The following is a 17408-nucleotide window of genomic DNA, read 5'->3' as shown; positions in this document are numbered from 1 at the left end:
ATAAAAAATGGCCTTTCTCTGCTTCTTGAGCAAACAAACATAAAAAAGGCCGTTTCTAAAAAGAAACGGCTTCAAAATGCTGAAAGACAGATTTGAACTGTCGACCTATCGCTTACGAGGCGATTGCTCTACCACTGAGCTATTTCAGCTGGATATGTATTATACTTATATTTTAATATATTGTTTTTCAAGTTGTAAAGGGATATGCTTTTATTTCGTTATTTTTTGTAGGATCAAAAGACTTTTTTCTGTCTCCTTCATTGGCTAAAAAACCGCTCTACATATTTTGATTTAGAGACCATTTTCTTCGTATAAGGTAGGCGACAATGACGCACAAAAGAATGCCACATAATAAGGGCACGGCTATCATGCTGTATTTAATGAAGCAATCCTCTACCAGTTTGATTTGGTTAGCAAATAAATGCCCCAATGAAATAAAAGTCGTTGCCCAAGCAATTGCACCCGATAAAGCATAAAAGAAAAACTTCTTATAAGAATAGCCGTGAATCGCGGCCAAATAGGCAATAATATGGCGAACGCCAGGGATAAAAAAACAGATGACAAGCAAATAAGATCCCAATTTAGAAAACAGCTTGCCCGAAACATGAAGCCTTTTCTCGGTAATGTTGAACTTAGGGCCAAACTTTTTAAGAAAAGGCAGACCCAGTTTATGGCCTAACAAAAAACTGAGGGAAATGCCCCCCATTGCACCCAAAATAGCAACAAGCAAGGCAGGGATTAATAATAGGTTTCCCTGATAAACGGTATATCCAACATACGTTAACAGAAACTCATCAGGAATAGGCAAACCAATCATACCACCTATTAACGCAATCACAATTCCAAAGTAAGCAAAATGTTCAATAAAATACTGGACGTTGAAACTCAATATAGCAGCACTTCCCTTAATTTCTGATCACAAAGCTATTTCTACTTACCAACCATACCATTATTCCCAACATAAGGAAACTGTTATTATGCTTTTTAGTTTACATAATATAATTATGATTAACTAAAGTTTAACGGATTGTTTTCGAGAACTTTCTTGATCGCTTCGTCTTCCACATGGGTATAGATTTGCGTAGTAGAGACATTTGAATGGCCCAATATATGCTGCAGGCTTCTGATATCCGCTCCGTTACGGTACATAAGCGTTGCAGACGTATGGCGCAATTTGTGCGGCGACAGTTTTTCCTTATTAAGGCCGGATCGTTTGTTGATGGATGCGACAACTCGCTCAACACTTCTTCTGGTGATTCTCGTCTTCTTTTGCGAAAGAAAAAGGGCTTTTTCATCTTGGCTCCCCTCGATGTGATCCCTCTCGTTTTCAATATATGCCTCCAAGGAATGCCTGCATGCTTGATTCAAGAAGATACTTCTTTCTTTATCGCCTTTCCCGATAATGTGGATGGTATCTCCCTGGATGGATTGCAGGTTAAGCTGGCATAGTTCCGATACACGAAGCCCCATATGTAGCAAGAAAGTAATGATACAAACATTTCGGTAATAATGATTCCCCTCTTTGATGCCTTCCATAAAAATTTTCGTTTCGTCCATATTCATATAGATAGGGGTCCGTTGCGCAATCTTAGGGCTTTCCAATTCATCGGCCGGATTATAATCCAACAATCTTCGTTTATTGGTTACATATTTAAAGAAAGACTTGATGGAGGCCACTTTTCTTGCTCTGCTGTGGGCACCGTTGCCCCGCACGCTTTCGCAATACTCCAGGAAGGCGTAACAATCCTCAAGGGTAATGTCACGTAGCAGATTAGCATTAACCCCTGAAAGGTCCGCCTGTTCCATTATTTCAGGTGTCAGCTCCAGTATCTCCTCATTTTGCACCGTACAGTAATATTTAAAAAATAAAAGTAAATCGTATTGGTATTCCCGTCTTGTACGCGGAGATTTACCTTTAATTGTTGTTAAGTAAATTAAAAAATCCTTAATGATCTTCGGTGTTTTAACTGCCACCTAAATCCCTCCCAAATCCCTATTATGTATGCTAAAATTCTATCATAAAATGTCGCCAAATTGTTATTTTGCGACATTATTTTCATTTTAACTGATTTATCTCCTATATATTGGTTTTTCAATCCTAAAATACAGGCTAAAAAGGCATCTCTATAAAAATAGTAATCGGTGGGATTTTCATGCATCCTCCGCAGCTTTATTAATTGAACCAATCGAAATTTTACTGGTGCTTGATCTTCCACTTCTTTTATTCTTGTGTTGAAGCTGGCAGCTCCAGATAAAACGGAATAAACAGGTAAAATTTAGTGTGTTGGAGAAACGCCCTCAGACGAAATGAAATCCTTATTTACTTAACCATCTATCATTCAATGCAAAATAAAAACCAAATAAAAAAATCCCTGATTTAGGAATATTTTTCTAAAATAAAGGGATATAATTAGTTAAAATGTTTAGTTTACATAATTAAATTATGATAAACCACCTCTTCTTCTTAAAACGGTCAATCAGATTCAAACCGACGAGGTAGCAATATTTTAAATATTTCAAATCTTTTTAACGCGACCACCCTATTTCTAAACCAATGATCCGCATATTATAGTGTAAGAATAGGTAAAATTTAGTGTGTTGGAGAAACGCTCTCAGACGAAATGAAATACCTGGTTACTTTATAACTAGCCACTCAATGCAACATAGAATATTTATATAATAGCTTTTTAAAAGTAGGTGTTATTATATCTTTTAGATCATCTAGTTTACATAATTAAGTTATAATAAACTACATTTCGATTCTATTATCGTAGAAGATTTTCATTTCTCCCCCCCTCTTCAGAAAAGTTTTCAATTTCAAAAAAATAAAGAAGACACTATGTTTTAATTAGTATCTTCTTTTTGACTTTTTACCTAAGAAGTAATTTATTTAATCTTCCATCCATTAAGTTTATAGATGCATCTAACAACTTAGTTATAAATTTGCCCACCGGCACAGTTAACGATTGATCCTGTTAATAGTTTTCCATTAGTCATCGCGAAAGTTACTGCTTCCGCTACCTCTTCAGCTGTTGCTGGGATATTGGGTCCTGTAGAGGCATGAATGGCTGCACCCACTTCATCTGTGAATGTGACAGCTGCACTGGCTGAAATATTTGTCTTCATCGTATTTGGCGCAACACCGACTGCAAAAATGTTCTTTGTTTGATAATCTTGGCCGATGGATTTTGTCATACCGGCTAAGGCATGTTTAGTGGCAGAATAAATACCATTATAAGCAGTAGGTTTAAAGGAGTTTGATGATACCGTATTTACAATTGTCCCTCCGCCATTTTCAAGCATGACAGGAATCACATATTTAATTCCCAAAAATGCACCTTTCACGTTAATATTCATGATTCGATCATATTCATTTATTTCATATTCGTGTATTAAACGGAACGGAATCATTATTCCTGCGTTATTTATGAAATAATCGATCTTCCCGAAACTTTCTACTGCTTTATTCACGTAGTTTTTTACATCTTCTTCGTTTGAAACATCCGCTTTCACAAAAATGGCTTCAGCGCCTTTTGATTTTGAGTCTTCAGTAGTCTGTAAACCATCTTTTTCATTAAAATCAACTAGCACTAACTTATAACCTTGTGTTGCTAATTTTAAAGCCGTTGCACGGCCTAAACCTGTTGCAGCACCTGTAATGACAACTACTTGATCCATTCCTGATTCTCTCCTTTGTGGAAAATGTCGTATAACTATTGTCTGCGAGAGTTCGTATTCACTACTTTAGTCGGTATTTAATCTTGCATTAACTTGCCACTTATAAAAGTGGGAGAATCTGATGACCGTAGTCAAATTATTCCTACTATTATTTTAAAACAGTCAAAGACTAATCAGCAACTACTTTCGACCGTAAAAAGTGAAATGTTAGTGACTGAAGAAGGGCTTATGGGTCTAACTAAAAAATATATAGGTGGAACAAATGCTTATTTCAACATGTATAAAAAAAAGACCCCTATATGAGGCCAATTTATCATTTTCTAATAGAACCACTAACGAAAAGCTCATCTACTGTTGTATTCAATACAGAGGCAATGTCAAACGCTAATTGTAAAGTTGGGTCGTATTTATCATTTTCAATTGCATTTATTGTTTGTCTGGATACCTTACAGAGCTTAGCCAGTTCTTCCTGGGATAACTTCGCTGATTTTCTTAATTCTTTAATGCGATTTTTCATTTAATCACCATATTTTTTCCTGTAAATGAGTAATGTTACCAGATATATAATTGAAATCACCGACAGAAACGCAATCGGCGAAATTCCCTTACCATTATAAGAAGTATTCCCCTGAATGGTGAGATAAATCGACTGTGCCACTTCTAAAATTAGCATACCTGTAACTACGATAAATGCATATGATTGAGCCTTCGTATAGATAAACTTCCTTCTTTCATCATCCTTCTGAGAAAATGGTGCAACAAAAATCCAAATACCGCAAACTAACAATATGGCTGAATACACAATTTTAACCCAATCCATTTTTAGTTCCCACCTTATTAAAAATGTAAAAAGTATTTGACACTCATTATGTAATATCCATCCTAAAATGTCAAATACTTTTTATATTGTGAATTATTTCCTTCGAATCCGAACAGCCAAAATAAAAGACGACATAATAGTCGTCTTAAATCACTTCTTATTCATCTTCTTCAGGGATACGATCAAAGATGATATGTTTTTCTTTAATATTTATTTTCGGATTCATGCCCCATCCTAATTTTAAGAATTGAACTTCATCATCTTTAAAATCAATATAGTCAATAAAAAATGGATCGTTCGTTCATGTAGAAATGAAAAACCCATTGGCACGTCAAGCATTCGCGCCATTTCCTAATCCCTCCCACCTTCTGCAAGGGGATTAAGACATAGCTCTTTCTATTGGTAGGTAGAACAGTTTAACGTTTACTCCGAGACAATCTGATTGTCTTGCAAGTAATGTTTAATTGATGATTGGAAACGGCTTTTCCTCTTTCCAATGATAGATGAATGTTTTATGTTGGGGATTAAGACTTTTCGGAAGGGTCGTCCGTTTATAAAAGCGATGCTCACGGTTGCTTTCATCGATAATTTTGACCTTTCCTGTAAATTCTGTGGCCAAAAAAAGGACCTGAAGGATAAATGCTTTATCACCGAATTTATTCGTTACAAAACAATCTCTGCCCGATAACATCCCGAAGAACTGCAGTGAATCTACTTTTAAAGCTGTTTCTTCCATTACACCCCGGATAGCGGCCTCTTCGTATTTTTCTCCGAGCTGCAGCATTCCGCCAGGCAAACTCCAATGATTGTCTCCCGGATTTCTTTGCAGCAATATTTTATCGTCTTTTTCAATAATTATCCCGCATCTGATATTGATCTGGTTTTCTTTTGCAATTGCCATATGGGCCCTCCTCTTACATACAACGGTCTACGAATATAAAATCCATCTTTACTATACAAGAAAGCCAGGCGATTTGAAAATACAGCTAGGAGAAGGAAGTTTTTTCTATAATCACTTTCCCTTCTTTCCACCAGTGCAGAATCCTTCGAGAACATATTTATATTCTTTAACCATGCAGATGACCCATTCTACACAATGATTAATGGGTAAGACATTAGCCAAAAAGCAATTTGATTTCATGGTTGCAATCTGATTGGCTTTTTCCTGCCATGCATTTTGTATCTTTTCTGCGTCGATTGCAAATGGTTGTATCGCGTAAATGGTCTCTCTGGTAATGTCTTTGTCCCCTTTTCGAAGGCCATATATGACGAAGAACTCAAGAATAATTAAAAAATGATAGGTTATGAAAAAAGTAGATAGCCAAATGGAAATTAAAGGAATTATAATAAAGAAGCAGGAAAAAGAAAAAACGGAGGGGTGCCTTATGGGAAAAATGTGGAAAACAATTAGTCTGATAGCAGGCATAACCTGCGTTGACGTGATTGTCCTGTCCCCTGGCCTTCTCGGCTTGCGGATTACGGGCGGCAGTGCGCTGCAAACAGCGGGCGGCGCAGCTTTCTTGACCTTAAGTGCGCTAGTGCTGATATATGGGTTATACATGCTCCATGCCAAAGAGAAAACGTCATCTCCACTTAATACGCTGGATACTGTAGAAGATTACATCCAAGCACTTCAGAAATACCAAAGCATCAAAGCTTTGCGGGCTGACATCCGTTTTGCGATAGAACAAACCGAACGGCTGAAAAAGAAAAAAGAAAAGCTCGCTGATATTCTGAGCCAACGATTCGACCCCAACGAAATCAGTTACGGAAAGTTCTCCTCTGTCATCAGCCAAGTCGAGGCACTATTTTATCGCAATCTGAAAAACATCCTGAACAAGGTCTCCATGTTTGATGAAAGCGAATACGCACAAATCAAGAATGGTTCGACCGTGCTTTCTTCCAAGTTGATCCGAGAGAAAAAAGAACTGTACGAAAGCTACCTGACCTTTTTGAAACACGCCCTCAACATCAATGAAGAGATCCTTCTCGACCTCGATAAACTCCTGATCGAAATCAATGCTTTGAATAGTTTTGATATGGAAGATGTGGATGAAATGACCTGCATGAAAGACATCCATGATCTAATCAGCCAGACCAAATACTATAAATAGGAAAGGAAGGACAATATGAACAAAAATAAAAAATTCATGCTTTTTTCCATCCTCGCTGTCGCCATTGTATTCGTGGTTGTGTATATTGGCGTCAACTTGACATCGAATCTAAAAGGCAGTGACGAAAGAATCACGGCAGCCAACGCCGATGAAAAACTCAGCGAATTATATGGCAAAATCCATGTCACGAAAGAAAAACCTATTAAAGGCCAAATCGACTTGAATCCAGCAGATGTCGCTGAAGAGCTGCCAAAAATTGATAAATACCCAGTTACAGTGCCCAATAGCACCGAATCATACGTTGAAATTTTCTCTTCCCCTGAAAAATCCGGTACTGGAAAAGACGGCTGGCTGAATGAAGTTGCAAAAGAGTTTAACGCTTCGAACCTGAAAGTGGACGGGAAAACAGTCTCCGTTAAAATCCGGAACATTGCTTCAGGAACTGCCATTGATTACATCCGGTCAGGTAAATATGTGCCAGATGCCTTCACCCCTTCTAATGAATTTTGGGGAGAAATGGTGAAAGACAGCGGCATCAAGACCGAACTGATTGCCAAGCGGCTCGCAGGAAACCTCCCTGGCATTGTGCTTTCGAAAACAAAACATGAAGCCCTCATAAAAAAATACGGCGCGGTGAATGTCAAGACGGTCACAGAAGCGATGACAAACAATGAATTGGCAATGGGGTACACCGATCCATTTGCCAGTTCCACAGGATTGAACTTCTTGGTCACGGCTTTGAACAGTTTCGACAGTACCCATCTTCTCGGCGATCAAGCTGTGAAACAATTCGAAGATTTTCAGAAAAATGTCCCTTTCATCGCATCTACCACCTTACAAATGCGGGAAGCCACCAAATCAGGGTTGCTAGACGGGTTTGTTTTTGAATACCAGACATTCGTCAACTCGCCTGACCTGAAAGACCGTTACGTGTTCACGCCGTTTGGTGCAAGACATGACAGTCCGCTTTATACGCTTGGGGAACTCCCTGAAATGAAAAAGAAGATTGTTCAAGCATTTGCTTCATTCGCTCAGCAAGAAACCTATCAGAAAAAAGCGAAAGAAGACGGATTCAATGCCATCAATGACTATGTATCCGACCTTAAGCCGATAGACGGGGCCACGTTAAATGCTGCCCAACGATTGTGGAAAGAAAAGAAAAACGGATCCAAACCAATCGCTGCCGTATTTGTTGCGGACGTATCAGGCAGTATGGAAGGGACTGCGATCCAACGCTTAAAAGAGTCTCTTCTGAAAGGGCAAAAGTATCTTGGAAGGGAAAACAGTATCGGCCTTGTCACTTACTCGGATGACGTTTCAATCAACTTACCGATTGGCATTTATGACACCAATCAGCAATCCAAGTTCGTAGGTGCGGTCGAAAACATGCAGACAAACGGCGGCACAGCAACTTATGACGCCATTATCGTTGCTTTAAAGATGCTGAAAGATGAAAAGGAAAAACATCCTGACATCAAACCGCTCATATTCGTCTTGAGTGATGGAGAAACAAATCAAGGCCACTCCTTGGATACGGTCAAAGGGCTCATCAAAGCCTATAAGACACCGATATACACCATCGGCTACAACGCTAACATCAAAGCGCTCGAAAGCATTTCTAAAATCAACGAAGCAGCAAGCATCAACGCCGATACCGACGATGTGACCTATAAGATCAAAGGACTTTTCAATGTCCAACTGTAAATAAAGGAGGAAACGTTATGTTATTTTCAATGACGGTGGCTAATGAAGAAGAAGTCAAGACGCTCATTGAGGAACAGGTCGCCCCTGTTCCTGCAGAAATCGCCAAATTGAAAGAGACTGCTGACAGCAATGTCCAGATGATCATGAACCTCGATGTGGAAGAACTGGCCGATCGAAAAAACATCCTGCAATCCATTGAATCCTTCGGCATGAATACCATGAAAAGCTCTTCGGAAAAAAACGCCCTGCTTCAAGTGTCCGTCGGGCGCTTATCCAAGACAGGCGATGAAGGCGGCCAAGTCGCCAAAAGCTTAACGGAGCTTCATACCCAATTGAAAGATCTCGACCCGAGCGTCATCGACTTTGCCAAAAAAGGGTTTCTTGGTTCGCTATTCAACCCCCTAAGGGCTTATTTCCAAAAGTTCCAGAAAGCCGACAGCGTCATATCCGACATCGTCGTATCGCTCGATAAAGGCCGGAACACCCTGAAGAATGATAACACCACGCTCGAAATTGAACAGCAAGCGCTCCGTGAACTCACAAAAACACTCGACAAAGAAATCCATCTTGGCACCATCATGGATACAAGTCTTGAAACCCAACTTGAACTAGCACGAAACAGGCAGGAAGATCCCGAAAAGATTCGGTTCATTACAGAAGAAGTGCTCTTCCCTCTCCGCCAACGAGTCATGGACTTGCAGCAAATGCTGGTGGTAAACCAACAAGGCATCATGGCTTTTGAAGTCGTCATTCGAAACAACAAAGAGCTGATCCGCGGTGTCGACCGAGCGAAAACGGTCACCCTCTCGGCCTTAAAAAACGCCGTCACAGTTGCAAGTGCCCTCTACAATCAGAAAATTGTACTTGAAAAAATCGAAGCGCTGAACGAAACGACCAATACCTTGATTGCAGGCACTTCCAAAATGCTGAAGGACCAAGGAGTGTCCATCCAAAAACAAGCAATGGAAACAAGTGTGTCCGTGGATACCCTGAAAGCGGCGTTCACCGATGTCTTGTCTGCCCTTGACTCCATCTCAGCATACAAACAAGAAGCTTTGCCAAAGATGCGGGAGACCATCCAACAATTCAAGGAACTCGCTCAAACAGGCGAACAAAACATTCAACGATTAGAAAAAGGAGCCCGCCTCGATATGTAGGTCAGTGGCCTGACAATGAAAGAGAGTCGGAAATCCTCTTACAAATGACGAGAAAAATATAAAAACTCGCGACCCAACCGGATCGCGAGTTTTTTATATTTTATGGATTTCATTTGCTAAGGTAGTAATGACAAATTCCATGTCTTCCTTGGCAATGTTAAGAGGCGGTGCCAATGTCAACACATTATTGTAGCCTGCAACAGTCGCTCCATTTTTTCCGATGATTACGCCATTTTCCTTGCATCCCGCAAGGATCTTATTCACTTGCTCTACTTCAATCGGTTCTTTTGTTTGGCGATTCTTCACCAATTCGACGCCGATCAATAAGCCTTTCCCACGTACGTCGCCGACATTGGGATGGTCCTTGAGTTTATTTTGGAGAACTTGCTTCATCTCCTCGCCAAGTTGCTTGGAGCGTGGGAAAAGCTGTTCCTGCTCCATAATCTCGATATTTTTCAAGGCAAGAGCACAGGCTGCCGGATTTCCTCCAAACGTATTGACATGCCGGAAATAATCATATTCCTCTGTTCCTTGGAACGCTTCATAGATTTCTTTTTTAACAGCCGTTGCCGAGAGCGGCAAATAGGCGCTTGTGATCCCTTTCGCCATGGTGATCATATCCGGCTTCACTCCATAATTCATGAACCCAAACGGCTCCCCCGTCCGGCCGAACCCACAGATTACCTCATCGACAATCAAGAGGGCCCCATGTTTTTCGCACACTTCCTTTACACCTGCCATGTACCCTTCAGGCGGCATAAGGATCCCACCGCCCGTAATGATCGGTTCCATGATCATTGCCGCAACGGTTTCACTCAATTCCCATGTCATGACGCGGTCGATTTCCTGGACCGATTTCAGTTCACCCGGTGCGCAATCCTTGCTTTCAGCATCCCTGTAAGTATCTGGGGGCGGCACATGGATGAAACCAGGAGCAAGCGGTTCGTACTTGAATTTTCTCTGTGCCTGGCCTGTTGCGGCAAGCGCTCCCATTGTATTCCCGTGATAAGAGCGATATCTTGATATGATTTTATAGCGATTATGCGCGCCTTTTTGCTCATGGTATTGCCTAGCAATTTTGAAGGCTGTCTCATTCGCCTCGGATCCGCTGTTCGAGAAGAAAATGACATACTCGCCGCCAAGCATTTCATTCAATTTGCTCGCCAGTTTAATGGCAGGAGCGTGGCTTTGGGTAAGAGGGAAATAAGCCATCTGTTTCAACTGCTCATAAGCGGCTTCCGCCAACTCGTTCCTGCCGTAACCGACATTCACACACCAAAGTCCAGCCATAGCATCGATGTAGCGGTTCCCATCCTGGTCGGTAATCCAGCATCCGTCTTTAGCTTTGTCGGCAATCATCGTTGACTCAGGGTTGTACGGCTTCATCGAATGCCAGACTTGCTCTTTATCATTCGTCAGTAAATCAACGCCATCCTTGATTTCTGCCATTTCGTTTCCTCCATATCTATTAATAATCGAATCTGGAAGTGATCATTTTCTTGCGTGTATAAAAATTGACCCCGTCCTTCCCATTTACATGAAGGTCTCCGTAGAAAGAATCCTTCCATCCTGAAAAAGGAAAAAACGCCATAGTAGCCGGAACACCGACATTGATACCGAGCATGCCAGCGTCTGCTTCCTCTCTGAATTGGCGCACCGCCTTGGCATCCTTCGTATAAATGGTCGCCCCATTGCCATATCGGGACTTGCGGATATAATTCAGCCCTTCATCCAGATTTTCGGCACGCAACAAACTCAAAACGGGCGCAAATAATTCCGTTTTGGCGATTGTCATCTCTGGTTTAACATGGTCGAAAATGGTCGGCCCCATAAAAAATCCTTTCTCCCCAGCGGTCATATCCTTCCTGCCATCTCTGATCAGCTCCGCGCCTTCCTGTAATCCTGTTTCAATGTAACCGCACACTTTTTCTCGCTGTGAATCCCTGATAACAGGCGTTAGCAGCACTTCTTCGTCCATCCCGTTTCCGATGATCATTTCATCCGCTTTCTTTTTCAGTTCGCTTACGAAGGCATCTCCTTCACCGACAACGACGACTGCGCTGCAAGCCATACAGCGCTGGCCTGCACTGCCAAAAGAAGAACTGATGATATGGGATACCGCTTTTTCAATGTCAGCATCCGGCATGACGATATGATGGTTTTTGGCGCCTGATAATGCCTGAACACGTTTGCCATTTGCTGCAGCACGGCCATATACATATTTTGCGACCGGCTGAGAGCCGACAAATGAAATCGCCTTTACATCTTCATGGTCCAGCAGGCCATTCACGACATCATGCGCTCCATGCACGATGTTTAAAACACCCTTCGGCGAACCTGCCTTCGTGAAAAGTTCTACAAGTTCATTAGCCAAAATCGGTGTCCGTTCCGATGGTTTCAAGACAAATGTATTTCCGCATGCAATCGCCAATGGGAACATCCATAATGGCACCATCATCGGAAAATTAAAAGGAGCAATGCCTCCAACGACACCATGAGGATAACGGTACATTTCCGAATCGATTTCTTCAGCGATATTTGATAGGGTTTCACCCATCATCAATGTTGGAGCCCCAGCAGCGAATTCAACACACTCAATTCCTCGCTGTACTTCTCCATATGCTTCCTTATACGCTTTACCATTTTCCTCAACGACCAGCTTTGCTAATTTTTCATGGTTCTCAGTCAACAGATAATGGTATTTATATAAGATCCTAGCCCGCTTCGGCACAGGCGTATTCTTCCATGTTTTGAATGCCTCTTTTGCTGCAGCAACAGCACGATTCACATCTTCAAGTGTTGAAATCGGCACCTTCGCCAGTACTTCACCGGTCGCAGGATTGAGCACATCCTCTACTTCAGAACCTTGTGAATCTACCCATTCCCCATTGATATAATTTTGTATGGTTTGTACTTCTGCCTTTATCATGGTCATTTGATCACTCCTTTTAATTTTATTCTCAATATTCTAATTTATTTAATTATCTCTCATTTTTAACTGTTCATCATTAGACATTATGTAAAATACCCCTCCCATATTCCTCGACATTTTGTTTTGAAAAGGGTGCTAAAAGTCAATGCTTTCGCCTCATTCCCAAAAAATCATAAGCCTTTAACAGAAATTCAATGGTAAGCCGCTTCTCTTGTTCCATAAAATCAGTGCCCAACAACGCCTCAATCTTCTCAAGACGATGGTACAAAGTTTGCCTGACGATATACAGTTTTTTGGCGGTATCCTTTTTGGAACCATTACAAGATAAATAGGCTTCCAGCGTTTCAAGGAGTTTCCCATTGTATTTAGAATCATGGTCAATAATCTTCCCGAGATATTCCTCGACCAAATCAGGAAGATTCATTTGTCTATGCATCTCGGAAATAATTCTGTATATATGTAAATTTTCATAGAAACAAACGAGATTCTGATCCGAAAAGCGTTCACGAATTCTCAGTGTCTCCAATGCGGTTTGATAGCTAATATGAATTTGGTCCATGTCTTCCAGATACTTTCCTATACTGATGAGAGGGAGATCTTTCTCTTTCAGTGTCCAGCCGGCAGAAAACAGCTTATCAAAGCCTTCCTCCATCCTTTTTTTCCACGTTTCTTTGTTCCGTTCATCAAATAAAAGCAATGTCATTATATTCTTCTTCTCCATGGCCAAAAAACGAATTCCTCTTTGTTCAAAAATGGAACGGAAGTAAAGCTTAAAATAGGTAAGGTTCGGAATTTCTTTAGGGAATTTCAGCAAGCAGGCTACGGAACCTTTTGGTTTGATTGAATCCATATTGGATGAAAGATACTCCTGAATGGTTCCTTCCCTCTGGTTGCCCTCTATCCATCTCATAATCGATTCAGTCTCTTCTGTTCTTCTCTTCTCCGCTACATACCATTCCCTTATGAAAAATTGGGCAAGCGCTGTTGCTGTCCGATCCAATATCAAGTGATCGTATTCAGTCAAAATCCTGTCATCCGAGCTGATGACTAATTCGGCATAGGTTTCCCCCAACAGATCGATCGGTTTGATCGCCATTGTGTGCCCATTGTCATTCGTTTCATCTGTATAGAACTGCTGCCGCTTTTGCAAGAGTGTTTGCTTGTCCGCTTTCGTCCGATCCGGTTGCAAAAGCACATTTTTGTCTTGGAAAATCAGCATCACCTGCACTTGAAGGGATTGCTGTATAAATGACAATATTTCATCCGGATATTCAATCGTCAAAAGTTTCTTGTTTAGTGTTTGTGAATAGTGTTCTAAGCTGGAGATCATTTGATGTTGCCGATTGATCAAGAATGTATGGATATCTTGCGTTATTTCGACGAATGATACCTCCTGCCGAAAGAGGATTATGGGGAAATGATTTTCATTGGCGATTCGTATTGCTTCCTCCGGTATCGTAGATGTATAAGTGCCTATTTCTATACATAAGCCAGCGGCATTCGCTTCGATAAGCTGTTTGATCATGGATATGAATACATCTTCATTTTTTGCCCATGCAACACAAGTGGATAGAATCAGCTCGTCCCCTTTCAAAAGATTGCGGATATTGGTGACTTCCACAATATGCACCCACTTGACCACCCTATTCAAACCTTCTATACCGGCAATGATATCAATGTTATGGAAGAGCTCTCTTTTGAGAATATCCGACACGCTACTGTAAGCATTCATTGCATTCACCCCTATATGAATTGGCGATGTAAAATTGGATAAGCGGAGTTTTCATCTATTCACTGCCTGCCACTCGTTGAAGCCATCCGAGTTCTCCATCCATACACTTCTCCGTCTTCAATCTCTGTGTGTATGCGAAAGGCCCAGCGCAGTGGAACATAAAGGCAAAAAGGGCATCGTCCTTTTGACAAATGCCCGATTCTATCCATCATTTCGATTGTAGTTCCATTACCGTTTCCAATAAGACATTTACGCCTTTCTCACAATCCTCCCACTCGGTACATTCCACTTCTGAATGGCTCTTCCCGTTGATACTTGGTACAAAGACCATAGCGGTCGGAACCATGGAAGCGATAAACTGAGCGTCATGCCCGGCGCCGCTTACCATCCTTTTATAGGAATAGCCAAGTGATTCAGCAGACTTCTCCAAAGCGCCGCAAAGCGCCTCATCGAACATGACAGTGTCGCGTCCCCATAATTTTCGGTTTTTGACTTCACATTCTTTTCCTGAAAAGGATTCCTGAACAGATGCGATGATGTTTTCAACCTCTTGAATGACTTTCGGGTCCTTATGCCTTGCTTCTAAAGAGAACACGACCCGGTCAGGGATGACGGTATGGATATTCGGTTCGGCGTTTACTCTCCCCATCGTATAGACTAATTCTTTATCCAGCTTGGTTAGTTTGTTTCTGAGTTCCATCATCATATCCACTGCCGTAAAAAGAGCATCCTTCCTCAAAGGCATCGGAGTCGTGCCCGCATGATCCGATTCGCCAAGGACTTCCCACTCATAGCACACCATACCGACAACACACTCAACAACACCAATGGACAAGGATTCCTGCTCAAGGATCGGGCCTTGTTCAATATGAAGCTCAAGGAATGCGCGGGCATCATTCAATCTTGCTTTTTGCTTCCCTTCGTAGCCGATTGCCCGCAATGCCTCTCCGAAAGTGATTCCGCTTGCATCCGTCTTCTTGAACATTTCCTCTTTATCAAATTTGCCGGATAGGATACCTGATGACATCATGGAGGGTTCGAACCGTGCACCTTCTTCATTCGTAAAGTTAACAATTGTCAACGGCAAGCGGGGAACCACTTTGTTTTCCACCAATGTCCGGACAACTTCAAGGCCGGCAACTACTCCCAATACACCGTCGAATCTGCCCCCTTTCTTGACGCTGTCCAAATGCGAACCCATCAGGATAGGGGCTTTATCCTCTATTCCCGGTAGAGTCGCATAAATATTCCCAAGATCATCGATCGTGATTTCCATCCCCAACTCCTTGCAACATTCACAGAAATAATCGCGCACCTGCCGGTCTTCCTCTGACAATGAAAGCCTAGTCACCCCATTGTTTGATGTTCTGCCGAAATCAGCAAATCTCTCAAGCGTCTCCCTTAGCCGCTGGCCGTCAATCAATAGTTTTTGTCCTTCCAACCGATCCACTCCCTTATCCATGTATTTTAAAGCTGGATTGTTATCTATAAGATTCAATATTTTCTTTAGGAAATCCTGGCTTGCTGCTCCATATATTTAACAGAAAAATATTTCCTAGCATCCGCAGTTGTAATATGCAAAGATTTCATTTCAGCCGAGCCGTCTTCAACGGCTCTGTGAAATTCGAGAAAGGCTCCGCTTAAGTTTTCCGTAATGTACCGTATAGAAAATCCCTGAGAGAGCAAGTGGTCAATCTGCTTTTTTTCTTTCAAGAACTGTTGGTAATCAGACATATTCAATCGTCCCTTCCTTACTATCTATTTGGAAATATCTAGAGGGGCAGGTATAGTCGTCGGTTCCTCTTCGACTATTTCCCAGTCCCGGCCAACCGTAATGCCCAAATACTTCTCATCGCTTGGGTCCTCCATTTCAGCCTGAGGATATTTTTTGAACCACCAATATTTTGCCAACACATAATAGACAATAGCTCCGACGGCAAATCCAACAAGTGATGAATAAGCAGGCAGCAGATTGGCCGCTGTTCCTCCGACGATCCAAGCAAGCAATCCAGCAATGTTTAACCCTTTCCAGTATTTGAATTGGCCATTCATTTCAAATAAATCGACAACATGGACTCTTCGCTTGCGTAGCACATAATAATCCGTAAACAAAATACCGACAATCGAGGCCAATATCCCGCCGATGATTAAAAGGACCGAATTCAGGATGTCAAATAAACTCCACGGTTGAGCAATGACTCCGATTATTCCAGCAATAATGACCCCCACCCAAAACGGCACTTTGGGCCCTCCGACATTAGAAAATATAGTAGCTGCTGGAATGACATTCGCAGACGTATTCGTAGACCATTGGGCAAGCACAATCATTAATAAAAGGACGCCCAGCACAATTCCTCCGGCTGATTCCTGCAGGGCAAAAATCGGATCTGCCGTTTTGACAGCGATATAACAGACCGCTCCAATCATGATCATGAAAGTGTTCACGATCGGCATAACGATGAGACTGCCGACCAATTGTGTCTTATTCCGCTTAAACCAATTCCGCTCGTAGCGCGGAGCCTTAAAAAAGCGGGAAAGCGATGGCATATCGGCAGCAAGTGTCGACCAAAAACCCATATTGGCCATCACGACCACCATGAAAGCTGTGAATGCGGCTCCGCCTGACGCAGGGGCTTCCACCCATGTCCAAATATCCTTATCCTGGACAGCAGCCTTGTCTTCTAAAGTAATATACATCCAACATGAAATTAGAATGATGACCGGCGCCGCCAAATCGGCAAACCTTTCAATCGACTTGATGCCGAGTGCTGTATTCAGCAATTGCAGGGCAGCGAAAATAAGAAAGCAGACGATCCAATTATCAAATCCGAATAACATGTTCAACACAGCGTTAATCGCCGTGGCGCCGAAATACGTGTTAATCCCGAACCAACAGGAAGCCGTTATCCCACGGACGATGGAAGGGACATGGGTGCCTATTGTTCCAAAGGGTGCCCTCATGTATACAGGAAAAGATAGGCCATGCTCAATACCGATATCCCCTATGATGGTCATAAGAATACCGATTGCAACCGAGCCGATCACAGTTGCCAGAATAACCATGGGCAGCGGCAAATGAATGATTCCACCGCCTCCTATTGCAAATGCAGCAAGAACGATGGCCATGCCTACCCAAATGACCGCAAATCCGAAGGTGCTTATTTCTCTGCCTCCATGACCAACCGGAAGTAAATCAGGAGACTGTAAATAATTTCTCTTCTTTTCCATAAGAACACCCTTTTTATTCAATTTTTTATGGATCCATTCAGGA

At 41.9% G+C, this 17408-nt stretch carries 15 protein-coding genes and 1 tRNA gene; 3 read left to right on the top strand and 13 right to left on the bottom strand.

The annotated features are described in order from the left end of the window. Window positions 1–77 precede the first annotated feature (77 nt). The 7 genes from BN1765_RS10400 to BN1765_RS10370 form a co-directional block, all read right to left on the bottom strand. Window positions 78–149: transfer RNA gene (locus BN1765_RS10400), tRNA-Thr, on the bottom strand. Window positions 150–277: 128 nt separating this feature from the next. Next, complete coding sequence (locus BN1765_RS10395) at window positions 278–889, bottom strand: DedA family protein (protein ID WP_050615064.1); 612 nt, start codon at window positions 887–889, stop codon at window positions 278–280. A 119-nt stretch (window positions 890–1008) separates the two neighbouring features. Continuing rightward, entirely contained in the window at window positions 1009–1974 is a 966-nt protein-coding gene (locus BN1765_RS10390) for a tyrosine recombinase XerC (RefSeq protein ID WP_050615063.1), read from the bottom strand. Between the two features lie 957 nt (window positions 1975–2931). Next, window positions 2932–3678, bottom strand: coding sequence for an SDR family NAD(P)-dependent oxidoreductase (locus tag BN1765_RS10385; RefSeq protein WP_050615062.1), 747 nt, complete (start codon window positions 3676–3678; stop codon window positions 2932–2934). Window positions 3679–3991: 313 nt separating this feature from the next. Then, entirely contained in the window at window positions 3992–4195 is a 204-nt protein-coding gene (locus BN1765_RS10380) for a helix-turn-helix transcriptional regulator (protein ID WP_050615061.1), read from the bottom strand. After that, the gene (locus BN1765_RS10375; RefSeq protein WP_050615060.1) at window positions 4196–4498 is read right to left on the bottom strand and encodes a hypothetical protein; all 303 of its coding nucleotides are present in this window, start codon (window positions 4496–4498) and stop codon (window positions 4196–4198) included. 460 nt (window positions 4499–4958) lie between these two features. Then, window positions 4959–5399, bottom strand: a complete 441-nt coding sequence (locus BN1765_RS10370) for an NUDIX domain-containing protein (RefSeq protein WP_050615059.1) — start codon at window positions 5397–5399, stop codon at window positions 4959–4961. Window positions 5400–5883: 484 nt separating this feature from the next. Between BN1765_RS10370 and BN1765_RS10360 the strand changes: the two genes are divergently transcribed. The 3 genes from BN1765_RS10360 to BN1765_RS10350 are packed head-to-tail and all read left to right on the top strand — an operon-like array spanning window position 5884 to window position 9473. Next, on the top strand, window positions 5884–6612 hold the full coding sequence (locus BN1765_RS10360; protein WP_069203077.1) for a hypothetical protein: 729 nt from the start codon (window positions 5884–5886) through the stop codon (window positions 6610–6612). Between the two features lie 15 nt (window positions 6613–6627). Continuing rightward, a complete protein-coding gene (locus BN1765_RS10355; RefSeq protein ID WP_050615056.1) occupies window positions 6628–8316 on the top strand; it encodes a vWA domain-containing protein in 1689 nt (562 codons plus the stop codon). A 17-nt stretch (window positions 8317–8333) separates the two neighbouring features. Next, entirely contained in the window at window positions 8334–9473 is a 1140-nt protein-coding gene (locus BN1765_RS10350) for a toxic anion resistance protein (protein WP_050615055.1), read from the top strand. Between the two features lie 93 nt (window positions 9474–9566). On the opposite strand, the gene BN1765_RS10345 is transcribed toward BN1765_RS10350, so the two are convergent. From BN1765_RS10345 to BN1765_RS10320, 6 genes are all read right to left on the bottom strand, one after another. Next, entirely contained in the window at window positions 9567–10922 is a 1356-nt protein-coding gene (locus tag BN1765_RS10345; protein ID WP_050615054.1) for an aspartate aminotransferase family protein, read from the bottom strand. Between the two features lie 19 nt (window positions 10923–10941). Beyond that, complete coding sequence (locus BN1765_RS10340) at window positions 10942–12408, bottom strand: CoA-acylating methylmalonate-semialdehyde dehydrogenase (protein ID WP_050615053.1); 1467 nt, start codon at window positions 12406–12408, stop codon at window positions 10942–10944. 139 nt (window positions 12409–12547) lie between these two features. Beyond that, entirely contained in the window at window positions 12548–14137 is a 1590-nt protein-coding gene (locus BN1765_RS10335; protein ID WP_050615052.1) for a PucR family transcriptional regulator, read from the bottom strand. 208 nt (window positions 14138–14345) lie between these two features. Then, window positions 14346–15578, bottom strand: coding sequence for a Zn-dependent hydrolase (locus BN1765_RS10330; RefSeq protein WP_050615051.1), 1233 nt, complete (start codon window positions 15576–15578; stop codon window positions 14346–14348). 65 nt (window positions 15579–15643) lie between these two features. Beyond that, window positions 15644–15871: a hypothetical protein gene (locus BN1765_RS10325; RefSeq protein WP_050615050.1), complete on the bottom strand. Its 228-nt coding sequence runs from the start codon at window positions 15869–15871 to the stop codon at window positions 15644–15646. Between the two features lie 24 nt (window positions 15872–15895). Beyond that, complete coding sequence (locus tag BN1765_RS10320) at window positions 15896–17365, bottom strand: NCS1 family transporter (RefSeq protein WP_050615049.1); 1470 nt, start codon at window positions 17363–17365, stop codon at window positions 15896–15898. Window positions 17366–17408 lie beyond the last annotated feature (43 nt).

It is taken from the genome of Bacillus testis, assembly GCF_001243895.1.
In the GTDB taxonomy this organism is placed as follows: domain Bacteria; phylum Bacillota; class Bacilli; order Bacillales; family DSM-1321; genus Bacillus_AD; species Bacillus_AD testis.
This window is presented reverse-complemented; position numbering and strand designations above follow the sequence as displayed.